This is a genomic window from Micromonospora zamorensis, assembly GCF_900090275.1.
In the GTDB taxonomy this organism is placed as follows: Bacteria; Actinomycetota; Actinomycetes; order Mycobacteriales; family Micromonosporaceae; genus Micromonospora; species Micromonospora zamorensis.
Genome location: NZ_LT607755.1, coordinates 6220089 through 6233821, shown reverse-complemented (window position 1 = coordinate 6233821; position 13733 = coordinate 6220089). Strand labels below are relative to the sequence as shown.

At 68.6% G+C, this 13733-nt stretch carries 9 protein-coding genes; 4 read left to right on the top strand and 5 right to left on the bottom strand.

The genetic code is table 11. The features are described from left to right. Positions 1-167: 167 nt before the first annotated feature. Positions 168-2864 carry a replicative DNA helicase gene (locus GA0070619_RS27890; RefSeq protein ID WP_088950770.1) on the top strand — a complete coding sequence of 899 codons (2697 nt, stop codon included), beginning with the start codon at positions 168-170 and terminating at the stop codon, positions 2862-2864. 23 nt (positions 2865-2887) lie between these two features. Here the strand turns inward: GA0070619_RS27890 and GA0070619_RS27885 are convergent, their stop codons facing one another. The 5 genes from GA0070619_RS27885 to GA0070619_RS27865 all read right to left on the bottom strand — a co-directional run bounded on the left by GA0070619_RS27885 (position 2888) and on the right by GA0070619_RS27865 (position 8659). Beyond that, positions 2888-3565 carry a maleylpyruvate isomerase N-terminal domain-containing protein gene (locus tag GA0070619_RS27885; protein WP_088950769.1) on the bottom strand — a complete coding sequence of 226 codons (678 nt, stop codon included), beginning with the start codon at positions 3563-3565 and terminating at the stop codon, positions 2888-2890. Between the two features lie 107 nt (positions 3566-3672). After that, on the bottom strand, positions 3673-4044 hold the full coding sequence (locus GA0070619_RS27880; RefSeq protein WP_088950768.1) for a TFIIB-type zinc ribbon-containing protein: 372 nt from the start codon (positions 4042-4044) through the stop codon (positions 3673-3675). 22 nt (positions 4045-4066) lie between these two features. Then, a complete protein-coding gene (locus GA0070619_RS27875) occupies positions 4067-4699 on the bottom strand; it encodes a phosphoribosyltransferase (protein ID WP_088950767.1) in 633 nt (210 codons plus the stop codon). Between the two features lie 41 nt (positions 4700-4740). Next, the gene (locus tag GA0070619_RS27870) at positions 4741-6084 is read right to left on the bottom strand and encodes a glycosyltransferase family 87 protein (RefSeq protein ID WP_088950766.1); all 1344 of its coding nucleotides are present in this window, start codon (positions 6082-6084) and stop codon (positions 4741-4743) included. Between the two features lie 49 nt (positions 6085-6133). After that, positions 6134-8659: a putative bifunctional diguanylate cyclase/phosphodiesterase gene (locus GA0070619_RS27865; protein WP_088950765.1), complete on the bottom strand. Its 2526-nt coding sequence runs from the start codon at positions 8657-8659 to the stop codon at positions 6134-6136. Positions 8660-9357: 698 nt separating this feature from the next. Between GA0070619_RS27865 and GA0070619_RS27860 the strand changes: the two genes are divergently transcribed. The 3 genes from GA0070619_RS27860 (at position 9358) to GA0070619_RS27850 (ending at position 13666) form a co-directional block, all read left to right on the top strand. Then, positions 9358-12444, top strand: a complete 3087-nt coding sequence (locus tag GA0070619_RS27860) for an AfsR/SARP family transcriptional regulator (protein ID WP_088950764.1) — start codon at positions 9358-9360, stop codon at positions 12442-12444. A 263-nt stretch (positions 12445-12707) separates the two neighbouring features. Then, a complete protein-coding gene (gene moaC, locus GA0070619_RS27855) occupies positions 12708-13199 on the top strand; it encodes a cyclic pyranopterin monophosphate synthase MoaC (protein ID WP_088950763.1) in 492 nt (163 codons plus the stop codon). Further along, the gene (locus tag GA0070619_RS27850) at positions 13196-13666 is read left to right on the top strand and encodes a MogA/MoaB family molybdenum cofactor biosynthesis protein (RefSeq protein ID WP_088952101.1); all 471 of its coding nucleotides are present in this window, start codon (positions 13196-13198) and stop codon (positions 13664-13666) included. Before moaC ends, GA0070619_RS27850 begins: the two co-directional genes overlap by 4 nt. The last annotated feature ends 67 nt before the right edge of the window (positions 13667-13733 follow it).

Genomic DNA, 13733 nt, shown 5'->3' with positions numbered 1-13733 from the left:
GGCATCCACAGGTTGTCCCAAGGATCGTCCACCGGCGTTGTTGAGTCTCTGACCTCGGGGTCCGTATGGTTGGCCCTCGACCGCCGGCGCGATGGCCCCCGATCGACCGGCCCGGTCGGACGGAAGTGTCGCACCCCAGCGGTAGAGCTGGAATCAGATCCGGCGCAGTGGAGGGGGGACCCGTGTCGGTCACCGACGACATGCGGGCAGAGTCACGCTCCGGCGGAGGCCAGCCACCTGCGCCGCGGGACGGCCATTTCGACAAGACTCCGCCCCAGGACGTTGCCGCCGAGCAGTGCGTCCTCGGCGGCATGCTGCTCTCCAAGGACGCCATCGCCGACGTCGTCGAGATCCTCAAGACCAACGACTTCTACCGGCCGGTGCACGCCACCATCTTCGACATCATCCTGGACATCTACGGCCGGGGTGAGCCGGCCGACTCGATCACCGTCGCGGCGGCGCTCGCCGACTCCGGCGATCTCGTCCGCATCGGTGGCGCGCCCTACCTGCACACCCTCATCGCCAGCGTGCCCACCGCCGCGAACGCGGCCTACTACGCGCGGATCGTCAGCGAACGGGCGGTGCTGCGCCGCCTGGTCGAGGCCGGCACCAAGATCGTGCAGCTGGGCTACGGCACCGCCAGCGGCGGCAGCCGCGACGTGGACGACGTCGTGGACCTCGCCCAGCAGGCCGTCTACGACGTCACCGAACGCCGGGTCAGCGAGGACTTCGCGATCCTGGCCGACATGTTGCAGCCCACGCTGGACGAGATCGAGGCGGTGGGGGCGACCGGCGGCATGATGACCGGCGTGCCGACCGGCTTCAGCGACCTGGATCGACTGCTCAACGGCCTGCACGCCGGCCAATTGATCATCGTGGCAGGCAGGCCGGGTTTGGGCAAATCGACCGCTAGTATGGACTTTGCCCGACATGCTGCGATTCGTGCCAACCAGGCCGCCGCGATCTTCTCGCTGGAAATGAGCAAGGTCGAGATCGTCATGCGACTGCTCTCCGCCGAGGCGCGGGTGCCGCTGCACGTGTTGCGCAGCGGGCAACTCTCCGATGACGACTGGACCAAGCTGGCCCGGTGCATGGGCGAGATCAGCGAGGCGCCCCTCTTCGTCGACGACACGCCGAGCATGAACCTGATGGAGATCCGGGCCAAGGCTCGACGGCTCAAGCAGCGGCACGACCTCAAGATGATCGTGGTCGACTATCTCCAGCTGATGACGTCGCCGAAGCGCACCGAGAGCCGCCAGCAGGAGGTCGCGGACCTGTCCCGTGGCCTGAAGCTGTTGGCCAAGGAGGTCGAGTGCCCGGTCATCGCGGTCAGTCAGCTGAACCGTGGCCCCGAGCAGCGCACGGACAAGCGACCTCAGCTGTCCGATTTGCGGGAGTCTGGCTGCCTCACGGCCGAGACCCGAGTGGTTCGAGCGGATGACAATACGGAGATCACGCTCGGTGAACTGTTATCCAACAACGCTAGGGACATCCCGGTCTGGGCGTTGGACGAGAGCCTTCGCTACACGCCCCGCACCATGACCCACGTCTTCCCAAGCGGCACCCGCGAGGTGTTCCGGCTGACCCTCGCATCAGGCAAGCAGATCGACGCCACGGCGAACCATCCCTTCCTCGCGTTCACTGGATGGGTGCCGCTCGGTGAGCTGTCGCCCGGAGATCGCATCGCCACGCCACGTCACCTACCTCCGCCAATGGCCACCCGCCCGTGGGCCGACGCGGAGGTCGTGATGTTGGCGCACCTGTTGGGCGACGGATCCTTCGTGCGGCGCCAACCCATCCGATACGCGAGCTGTGATGAGCTGAACCTTCAGGCCGTGTCGGAAGCGGCGAAGCACTTTGGGATCTCTGCTGTCCGTGACGACTACGCAGCCGCGAGGGTGACGACCCTTCGGCTGCCTGCGCCCTATCGGCTGGCACGCGGCCGGCGAAACCCCATCGCGGCTTGGCTGGACGACTTGGGTCTCTTCGGCCTGAAATCACACGAGAAGTTCCTTCCGTCGACCATTTTCAGCCTGCCCAAGGAGCAGATCACCACCTTCCTGCAGCACCTGTGGGCCACGGACGGCTCAGTGACCGTGAACAGCTCGGGTCGCGGGGGGCGTGTCTATTTCGCATCCACTAGTCGACGCCTACTTGAGGACATCTCTCGGCTGCTCCTGAGGTACGGGATTACGGCGCGGCTGAGGGTTGTACCAGTCGTGGGGCACCGCCCTCAGTACACGCTCGACATCTCCGGGCGTGACGACCAGTTGAGGTTCCTGCGCGAGATCGGCGTCTACGGGCAGCGGTCGGAGGGCTGCGCTGCTCTGCTTACCGCGTTGGAGTCGACGGAGAGCAACACCAACGTCGACACTGTGCCGCGAGAGGTGTGGACCAGAGTCAAGGAGATTCTGGTGGAGCAGGGCATGACTCACCGTGAGTTCGCGAAGGCCATCGGCACCCAGTTCTGCGGCAGCACCCTCTGGAAGCATGCGCCCAGCCGCTCCCGGCTGGCGGCGATCGCCACCGTCCTCGACGCGGCCGACCTGGACCTGCACGCGACCAACGACATCTTCTGGGACTCGATCGTCACTATCGAGTCGATCGGTGAGCAGGAGGTGTTCGACGCGACCGTCTTGGGGACGCACAACTTCATCGCCAATGGCATTGCGACCCACAACTCGATCGAGCAGGACGCCGACGTTGTGATCCTGCTGCACCGTGACGACTACTACGACAAGGAGTCGCCGCGAGCCGGCGAGGCGGATTTCATTGTTGCCAAGCATCGAAATGGACCAACCGACACCGTGACGGTGGCAGCGCAGCTGCACCTGTCCCGTTTCGTGGACATGGCCATCGGCTGACCGGTGCGACGACCCGCCGTCGGTCAGCCGAGCAGTGGAAACCAGCCCGCCGACTCGCCCAACTCCAGCCGGTCCCGTTCGGTGAGGGGCACGCGCCCGGTGGCCTTCAGCAGGAAGTCGTGGTCGTCCCAGGCGGTGGGGCGGACGGTGTCGTCACTGAGCAGACCGTCCATGGTCGCCACCGCGACTCGTACCGCCACTGGGCCGGGCGGGGGCGCGCCGGGCAGGTCCACGGTCAGGTCCAGGTGATGCACGACGGCCTCGGTGGTCAGGGTCGCGAGGAAATCCGGTACGCGCAGCACGTGCCCCTGCGTGGTCACGTACCCCTCGGGGTCGGCTGACGCGGCGGCGCGGACCGCCGCCGGGGCGGTCTCCTGCCAGAGCCGGACGATCCCGGTGGGACGGTCGAAGGCGGCGGCCGATCGGCGGACCCACCAGGCGTGCCGGGTGGCGTTGTCATCACCGCCGGGAAAGTCGCGCCAGTAGCTCACGTCGTCGACGTCGGCGGGGCCGTCGACGGGGCTGGCCAGTGCGACCAGTGCCCGTTGGGCGTCGCCGAGCACGTGCAGCAGCAGGTCCGCGATGAGCCAACCCTGGCAGCGGGTGGTTCGTTGCAGGCCGGCGTCGTCCAAGCCGTCGACGGCAGCGGTGATCCCGTCGTACGCCTGGGCCAGCGCCTCGTCCGGTCGGATCACGGTCATGCGAATCACCCTGGCATGGACGATCGCGCCCCGCCAACCATCGATGGGGTGAGCGGTGTGCCCGGGCCGACACGTCGATCGACCCGGGCGGAATGTCGGCTCTGGGATCAGCCGAACATGTCGTCGAGGAAGCCCTTGCGCTTCTTCTGCCGGTAGTGCCCGTGGTAGCCGTGGTGCTGTTGCTGCTGGTGGCCGTACGCCGGCTGCGGCGGATAGCCGTGGGCGGGCGGGGGCGGCGGGACGGCACCGTAACCGGGCGGGGGCGGCGGGGGCGGGTAGCCGGCCGGCTGCTGGGCAGGCTGCGGCGGCGCACCGGCGCTCTGTTGGCGGCTCCAGTTGGCCTCCGCCTCGAACAGCTTCTCCAGCTCGCCGCGGTCCAGGAAGATGCCTCGGCACTCCCCGCACTGGTCGATGACGACACCGCTGCGCTCGTATTGGCGCATTTCTCCGTGACACTTGGGACAGGTGAGACTACTCATCGCCCGACGGTACCTGGTGGACCTAGGCAGTTGCTGTGAGCGCCTCGGTGACTTCCTCGTCGGACACCTCGTGGAAGTCGTCGTAGTAGACGCTCACCGCGCCGAAATCCGCTGGGCGTTGGGCGCAGATGACCTGGTCTGCCTCCGCGGCGAGTAGTTCGTAGGCTTCCTGCGCGCCGACCGGGACCGCGACCACGACGCGGTGTGCCCCGAGTTGGCGGACGACCTCCACGGCGGCGCGGGCGGTCGCGCCGGTGGCCAGGCCGTCGTCGACGATCACCGCGGTACGCCCGGTGAGTTCCAATTGCGCGCGACCGCCCCGGTAGAGGCGTTCCCGGCGTTCGAGTTCGGCTTGTTCTCGACGGCTGACCTCGGCGATGTCGTCGCTGCTGAGTCGGCTGGCGACCGCGTCGTTGAGCACCTGGACGCCTCCCGGCCCGAGCGCGCCGAAGGCGACCTCCCGGGCCCACGGCATGCCGAGCTTGCGGACGACCAGCACGTCCAGTGGTGCGCCGAGTCGTTCGGCGACGACCCGGGCGACGGGCACGCCGCCGCGGACGAGGCCGAGGACGACGACGTCGGGTTCGCCGATGAGCGCGGTGAGCCGGTCGGAGAGCACCCGGCCGGCGTCGGCCCGGTCGCGGTACGTCGTCATGTCTTCAGGTCTACGCCCTGACGCGACGTTTCGCCCGCCAGTTACGCGGAAGTGGCCCGACCGGGCAGGTGGTCGGGGACCGGGGTCGGCGGTGTGTCGACCGGGCGGTGCAGGGCAGGTGCCCAGGTGAGCAGGGCGAGCGGGTAGAGCAGGTAGCCGAAGCGGGTCGAGGGCATCAGGGCGATGGCGACGAGCAGCCCGTACCCGCAGATGAGCGCGGCGGCGACGGCGGTGCGGGGCGGGCGGCGGGCGAGTCGGACGGCGATGGCCACTCCCGCCGCGACCAGCAGTGCGGCGGCGATCAGCCGGCCGGCGGGCAGTGCGGTGGCGATCAGGTAGCCGGGGAACGGGGACTGTGCGGGGCTGGTGACCAGGCCGTGGCCGAGGGGGAAGCGCAGCACGTTCTCGGTCAGCGCGTCCCGGTCGACCAGCATGGCGGGCAGGAGGGCGGCGACGGGCAGGCCGATCGCGCCCGCGGCGACCCGGGTGCCGGCACGCCGGGTCAGACCCCAGACGATCAAAACCAGGGCGACCGGCCAGGCGAACAGCTTCAGTGCGCCGGCCAGGCCGACCGCGAGGCCGGCCCGGCCGGGTCGGTCGGTGGCGGCGAGTGCGAGGGCCAGCAGGCAGAGCGCGAGTACGGGCAGGTCGTCGCCGCCGGTGGCGAGGGTGAGGGCGCAGATCGGCAGTACGGTGGCGGCCTGCACGCCGCGCAGCAACGCGGCGTCCCGGCGGTGGTGCGTGTCGACCTGGTCGGTGGCGGTCGGTGTTCTGCGCAGGGCGGCCACGGCCAGGGCGAGCGCGAGTGCGGTGCCCACCGCGAACCAGACCCGGGAGTCGGTCCACCAGGTGTCGGCCAGGGCTCTGGGCAGGCCGAACATCGCCATGCCGGGCTGGTACGGGGTGTAGCCCATGAGTTGTTCGCCGGGTGGCAGGGCGGCTATCGCGTCGGGCCCGAGGTACGGCGTGCCGTGCTCCAGGAGGCGGGTGCCGGCCTGTTCCACGACCAGCACCTCCTCCTGGGCCCGGTCGGTGCGTCCGCCGGCCCGGTCGATGCTCTGCCAGAGCAGGGGCAGCAGTGCGGTGCCCGCCCAGGCGAGACCGGTGACCGCCCAGCGGGCTGGCAGCCCGACCAGGGGTGAGGTTGGGGAGCGCCGACGCAGCAGGAGTTGGACGAGCGCCACCAGCGTTGCGACCAGGTATCCGACGGCGGCGACGGCGCCCCACGCCCGGTGCGGCAGCAGGGTCGACGTGACCGCGGTGATCGCGGCGAAGGCGGCCGAGGCTGCGTAGAGGCCCAGGTCGAGGGCGAGTCCGCCGCCAGCGGCGTCGAGCGTTCGCCAGTGCCAGCGACGGCGGCGGGCGGTCGGGTCGTCGGCGGTCACGGCGCCAGTCTGGCAGACCGGCCTGCGTCGGCACCTGGCCGATGCTGGGTCAGGCGGGCAGGTGCGGGAGGCGGTCGGGGCGGGAACGGCCGGCCTGGCGGCGGTTCTGGCTCAGCCGGATCACCGCGCCGGCGTCGTGCAGTGGCGCGGCCAGGGTGCCGGGTCGGCCGCCCGAACCGCGCTGCATCGCCGCGAGCAGGGTGCCGGCCGGCATCGGCCGGGCGAACAGGTGGCCCTGGCCGGCGACGCAGCCCAACTCCCACAGGGCCCGCCGCTGCGGTTCGCTCTCCACGCCCTCGGCTACGACGTCCAGGTTGAGGCTGCGGCCCAGGTCGAGGGTGGAGCGGATGACGGCGGCGGCCTCCGCCGAGCTCTCCATCGTCGTCACGAAGCTCCGGTCGATCTTCAACTCGTGCACGGGGATGCGGGAGAGCAGCGAGAGTGACGAGTAGCCGGTGCCGAAGTCGTCCAGCGCCAGCCGGACACCCTCGTCGCGGAGCCGGCTGAGCACCCGGTCGACGACGTCGAGCTGGCTGAGGGTCAGCGTCTCGGTCAGCTCCAGCACCAGCCGGTCCGGCGGCAGGTCGTGGGCGCGCAGGCGGGCCAGCACCGAGCCTGGGAACCGCGCGTCGAGCAGGCTGCGCGGGGACACGTTGACCGCGACGGGTACGTCGAAGCCGGCGTCGCGCCAGTTGGCCGCCGCGATCAGCGCCTGGTCGAGGATCGCCTCGGCGAAGGCCGGCAGCAGGCCCGAACGCTCCACGGCCTCCAGGAAACGCAGCGGGTCGATCATGCCGTGGGTGGGGTGGTGCCAGCGGGCCAGCGCCTCGGCACTGGTCACCTCGCCGGTGCCCAGGTCGACGATCGGTTGGAAGTTGACGACGAATTCGTGGTCGGCGACCGCCCGGGGCAGGTCGCCACCGAGGGTGAGGCGGCCAAGGTCGGCGGTGTCCCGGGTCGGTGCGTACGTGGCGATCCGCTGCCCGGCCCGCTTGGCCTGGTACATGGCGACGTCGGCGCGGCGCAGCAGCTCGGCCATGCCACCGCTGGACGGGGCGACGGAGATTCCGCCGCTGGCCTCGACGCTGATCCGCATGCCGTCCAGCTCGAACGGCTCGTGCAGGGCGGCGAGCAGGGACTCGGCCCGGTGTGCAGCGACCGCCGGGGCCGGCAGACCTCGCAGGAGTACGGCGAACTCGTCGCCGCCGAGGCGGGCCACCAGGTCACTCGCCTGGGCCGCACCGCGCAACCGGTCGGCGACCTGCACCAGCACCTGGTCGCCGGCGGCGTGCCCCAGCGTGTCGTTGACCTCCTTGAAGTGGTTGAGGTCGATCAGCACCAGCGCGGTCACCCCGTCGGCGTGCCGGGTGCTCAACTGCTCGGTGCCCTCGTCGAGGAGGTGTCGGCGGTTGGCCAGGCCGGTCAGCGCGTCGTGCGAGGCCGCGTACGCGTGTTCGTCGGCCACCCGGGCCAGTTCGGCGTACGCCTGGGCGTTGCGAACGGCGGTGCAGAGCGCGGAGGCGAAGGTGCGCAGGGTGTACTGCTCCCGCTCGGAGAGTTGCACCGGACCGCGGAAACGCAGTCGAAGTATGCCGACGTCGACGGTGCGGTCGTGTCCTTCCAGCGGTGCGGGGACGATGGTGCCGTCCACCTCGGCGGGCGTGCCGATCGGGCCGTCGAAGGTGATGCCGCCGGTGCCACCGCGGACGGTGCGGCCGCCGAGGCGCAGCTCGATCTCGACCTCGTCGGCGGAGAACAACTCGGCGGCCTGGGTGACGGCGGTGGTGAGGACGGTGTCCAGGTCGACCACGTTGAGCGCGTCGGTGGTGCGGGCGAGCCGCTGCCACGCCTGCTGTTCGGTCCTGGAACGGATTCTCGTGGAGTAGCCCAGGTGCAGGCTGAGAACCAGGGGCGGAATGACCAACAGGAGTTTGAAGTTCGCGTCGAGGATCAGCAGCGTGCAGACCGCCACGACGAACCGTACGGCGAAGCCGGCGAGTCGGAGGTCGAGGTTGGTCCGGAACTGCTTCGCGATCTTGGTGCCGGATGCCAGCGCGATGACCGGGATGGCCAGCAGGTCGTCCAGCAGTGCCGCAACCAGGTATGAGGCAGCTACCGGCACGATCAGTGCGACGGTGTTCTCGGGTGGCCAGGTCCAGGTCGTCATTGCCAGCGTGATGCCGGCACCCCAGGCCACGATGACGTTCTTGCCCACACTGAAGGCCATCTTGATCGGCGGCAGCCGGAGCGAGGCGAAGGTGATGCCCACTGCGGTGCAGAGGACCACCGACTGGGCCGGAGCGATGGCGAGGCCAATGATGATCGCGGCCTCGGTCCAACTGATCGAGTGGGTGGTGGACCGGATTCGCACCCTTGCTTTGACCAGAGTTCCCAGGGCGATTGCGACGGTGAGTACGACGAGGACCGCGATGTCGGTCGGTGTTGCGGTCACCGCCGACCGCGCTGCGACCGGTAGTGAAGTGGCCGTGATGAGGGTTGCTACAACGACGACGAGACCGACGAGCAGCCGTAGCCGCTGATCGGTCTCAATCTCTCGTCGCTGAGGAAGGGTCATGCCACTCCCGAAGGACTGCCTCTGCCGTGCTCGTAGCCTACCGTCCGGGGCTCGTGCACGTCCCCACTCGAGGGGTCAGTTCCACTCGCTGCCGCGCATCGCGTTGCCCCCTTCTCGCTGAGCCAATTCGAGGACCTACCCAAAGTGGAGGTCTTCCTTGGAATGGCAGCTTAAGAGAAGGATCGGCGGGTTAGAAGAATTAAATGTCGGTATGCGCAACATTAGCCAAGTTGGAGGTTTTTTGTGACGTTCTGTCCATCGCTACTGAACGGAGTGCGGTCGAACTGGCCCGATGCTGGATTCGTGGGACAGGCGCCAACTGCAGACGGTATCCGACGAGGTAATGGTCGCGTTATTCGCTAGGTCTGCGGCACCCCAGGAGTTGCCTCATCCGGAGTTTGGAGAGGCATCAACGCGGCAGGGGCAGAGTTGACGCGTTCGAGGTGCCAGGCTGACGGGGTAAAGGCGTCAGTCTTCGAGTGGCTCGAGGGCCACGACGCGGAACCGCTGGTGCCGATGCAACTTGCTGTCGACATGGTGCGGCTGCGGATAGGGCAATCAAGCGACCCTCCTCACGGTAATCCTGAGGTCACCAACGGCCATCCCCCTTCGCCCCGTGAGCAGTGCGTCACCGAAGAGGGTCGTAGACTTCGCTGCGTGATCGACTGAATACCTGGCACGGCTGGAACAGGGGACCGGTGGAGATTCAGGTTCTGGGCGGTCTTTCGGTGCAACTGTCTACCCGCATGCTGCGCCTCGGTACGCCCAAACAGCAGGCAATCTTCGCGATGCTCGCAGTGCAGCCCGGTCGGCTGGTGACACTGGATGACCTCGTCGATGAGTTATGGGTCGATTGCCCACCGCGATCAGCCGTGGCTAATGTGCGGACCTATGCGGCCAATCTGCGCCGGACTTTCGAGGCTGTCCCGGCCGGTTACGGTGCCATCGAACGTCAACGCAACGGCTATCGACTCGTTGTGGACCCGGAACGGGTCGACGTCTTTTGTTTCGAGCTGGAACGGAACGCGGGTCGCGAAGCACTGACGGCCGGGCGCCTGGACCGTGCTCGCGAGCTGCTGGAACGCGCATTGGCTCGGTGGCGGGGTCCGATGCTCGCCGGCGTCCCGCTCGGGCCCGTCCTCACCTCCCGAACCGTCGTCGCCGAAGAGGAACGGCTGTTGACCGTGGAGATTCTCGCCGACGTCCAGCTGAGGTCAGGGCGAAACCACCACTCGGTGATACCGCTGCTGCGGGAGGTCGTTGTTCGTCATCCCCTCCGGGAACCGGCGTACGCCCTCCTCATGCGGGCGTTGTACGAGCGCGGCGATCACGCAGGAGCTCTCGTCGTGTATGACGCGGTTCGGACGACGTTCACCAAGGAGTTGGGCGTCGAACCGGGACCAGACATCCAAGGCCTGCACTCGAAGATCATCACCGAGGCTTCAGCAGGCGAGTCGGCGATCAGCGTCTCACCCCGTCCGACCTCAGCGCGTTGGCTCGCTGCAGACGCGCCCGCCCCGACCGATGAACGGCATCGGCGTGCGCCTGTTGATCACCTTCCTCGAGCGGTGACTGACTTCGTCGGTCGCGAGGAGGTGGTGTCGCGGCTGCTGGCAGAGACCCGCCGAGTCGAGGATCGAATCTCGGCGGTGCATCTGATCGACGGCATGGCAGGCAGCGGAAAGACGACCCTGGCCATCCATCTAGCTCGCCGTCTGTCGAAGCGATACCCGGACGCACGCTTGTTCATCGACCTGTGCGGGGACAGCGAGACGACCCGAATCGGGCCGTCGGCGGCACTGGTCACACTGCTCCGACAGTTGGGAGTTCCGGCGGAGCGCATACCGGTCGAGTTCGACGCCAAGGCGGAGCTGTGGCGCCGCGAACTCGAAAGCCGGAGATCGGTCGTCGTGTTCGACAACGCGGGGGGCAGTGACCAGGTCCTCCCTCTCCTGCCCGCGTCGCCGGGCACGGTCGTCCTGGTGACTTCTCGTCGACGATTGGCTGACCTGGACGTCGGCCCACCGGAGTCGTTGCCCCTGATGACTCTCGACGAAGGGCTGAAACTGCTTGCGCAGACTGCCGGCGTCGAGCGAATCGGCCAGGAGCCGGCGGCGGCCGCAGAGGTCGTCCGTCGCTGCGGGCACCTCCCGTTGGCGATCCGGCTCGCTGGGTCACGTCTTGCCCATCGACCCGCACGCAAGGTCGCGGATCTGGCGGCTCTCCTGACGGCCGATTCTCCAGCGTTGAATCAGCTCAAAGTCGGTGACCGGACGCTGGCACGGGCCTTCGCCACGTCGTACGGGCCCTTGCCTGTCCCCGCCCAACGGGCCTTCCGGATGTTGAGTCTTCATCGCGGTGAGCACAGCGTGGAGATGGTCGCGGCCCTGCTCGACCTTCCGCTCGATGTCGTCGCCAGGCTGCTCGATGATCTGATGGACCTGCACCTGGTCGACGAGGTTGAGGGAGGTCGGTACCGACTTCATGACCTCCTGCGGCAGTACTCGCGAGCACAGTGCCTGGTTTCGGAGACGCCCGAAGCCATGATGGCGGCCGTGACGCGTCTACTGGACTTCGCTCTGCACGCCACTTTGCAGGCCGCCTCGGAGCTGCACCAGTCCGTTGACGTCCGTAAAGAGGTCGGTGCCGGTCCGCCGCCGCGTCCCGACCTGATCGGCCCAGAGACTGTGTCCGGGGTTGACTGGCTTGAGCGGGAGCGCACGAATCTGGGCATGTTGGTGGGCCTCGGTGTGGAGCACGGACTCCACCACCAGGTGTGGAAGCTCGCCCGGACCCTGTGGCGCTTTCTTCACGTGCGGGGACATTTCGACGACATTCTTGCCATCCATCGCGCGGGTCTCGCCTCGGCGATAGCGCTCCAACACCAACCCGCCATCGTCTCGATGCACAACTATCTCGCATCAGCCCTGGTGAAGACAGGCTCTCACCGTCTTGCGTCAACTCATCTCGGCGCGGCCATATCGCTCTGCCGTGAGTCTGGCGACTGGCGGCAGTTGGCCCGGCTTCGTTCGAATCTGATCGTCGTCCACCTGCTCAGCGGGGACCTTGAGCTGGCTGTCGCGATGGGACGGCAGAGCCTGGCCGAGCGCCGCCTCTACGACAACCGCGTGCCGTTGGCCCTGCCGAATCTGGGTATCGCGCTGGCATTGCTGGGCCGATGGGACGAGGCGCTCAAGATTCACCGACAGCACCTGTTCCAGGCACGGCTCAATCAGGATTACTACCACCTGGCAAATGCTCTGAGCCATCTCGCGGCGGTGCGCGTTCGCCTCGGGCAGTACAGGCAGAGCGCGGCGTTGCTGAATTCCTCGCTGTCATTGTTCCGCCGCACCGGTCACCGGTACGGCGAGGCCGAGGCCCGCAACGTCCTGGGAGTCGCGTATCGGGGACTCAACAAGCTGAACCTTGCCAGACGACAGCACCTGGATGCCTTCGAGTTGGCCGTTGAGTCGGGCGAGCGGCATGCGCAGTGTATCGCCCTTAACGATCTTGGCACGACCCTGTTGGCGAGCGGGGATGGGCCGGCATCCCTTGAGGCTCACCGCCAGGGCTTGCAGCTTGCCGAACGCGTCTCTGACCCGTACGAGCAGGGACGCGCTCTGGCCGGGCTTGCTGAACACTTCGTCCGCGTCGACCCGGTCGAGGCCCGGAGGCACTGGGAGCGGGCGCTGGCGATCTTCCGGCGGATGGGCGTTCCGGAGCGCTTCGAGGTCGAAGGCCGTCTCGCCGAGTTGGCTGACGCGAACCCGGCCGCAGAGCGCTGACCTGCCTGAACACAGCGTTTATCGATTTCTTATCGCCACACCCGGTAGCTTCTCGGCCGTATCGACGAACGGGGGAGGTTCTGCCCCTGGGCAGAACCGGGTCGTCGACACGTACCCGCTGCCAGGTCCCCCCAGCGACCTCGGCGGCGGGTCGGCGAGGAAGGAGCGGCGTCCGACCGGTGCGCCGTCAGCACCCGGCGCGGCGGTCAGCGCGACGCCGCTCCTTCCGAACGCCGTCGTACCGCACCGATAGGCTCACGACCGTGACCGAACCCGCACAGCTCAGCCACGTCGATCGTGCTGGCGCGGCCCGCATGGTCGATGTCTCCGCCAAGGCGGTGACGGGCCGGATGGCCGTGGCCGCCGGCCGTCTGCGGACCACACCCGAGGTCATCGACCTGCTGCATCGTGACGGGTTGCCCAAGGGTGACGCGTTGGCGGTCGGTCGGCTGGCCGGGATCATGGGGGCGAAACGCACTCCCGATCTGATCCCGCTGTGCCACCCGATCGCCCTGCACGGCGTCACTGTCGACCTGCAGTTGACCGCCGACACCGTGGAGATCACGGCCACCGCCCGCACGGCGGACCGCACGGGGGTGGAGATGGAGGCGCTGACGGCGGTTGCCGTCGCCGGCCTCGCTCTGATCGACATGGTCAAGGCAGTCGACCCGGCGGCCTCGGTGGAGGCAGTCCGGGTGCTGCGTAAGGAGGGCGGCAAGACCGGCGAGTGGGTCCGGCCGGAGGACCGGCCGTGATCCGGGCGCGGGTGATCGTCGCGTCCAACCGGGCCGCGGCCGGTGTCTACGCCGACACCAGCGGTCCACTGCTCGTCGCCGGCCTGCGCGAGCTGGGGTGCGAGGTCGACGAGCCGGTGGTGGTGCCCGACGGTGAGCCGGTTGGTGCCGCCTTGCAGGCCGCCCGCGCCGACGGTGTCGATGTGGTGGTGACCAGTGGTGGCACCGGGGTGACCCCGTCGGATCGCACACCGGATGTGACTCGGGGTCTACTCGACTACGAGATCCCCGGCATCGCCGAGGCGATCCGCGCGCACAGCCGCGACCGGGTGCCCACGTCGGTGCTGTCCCGGGGTCTGGCCGGGGTGGCTGGTCGGATGCTCGTGGTCAACCTGCCCGGCTCGACCGGCGGCGCCCGGGACGGCCTGGCCGTGCTCGGGCCGATCCTCGGGCACACCGTCGACCAGTTGCGCGGCGGCGACCACTGAGGTTCGCGGCTGCGCCCGCCGACCTGTCCACGCCAGGCCCCGCCGGGTGTCGGTCCGTGCCGATAGG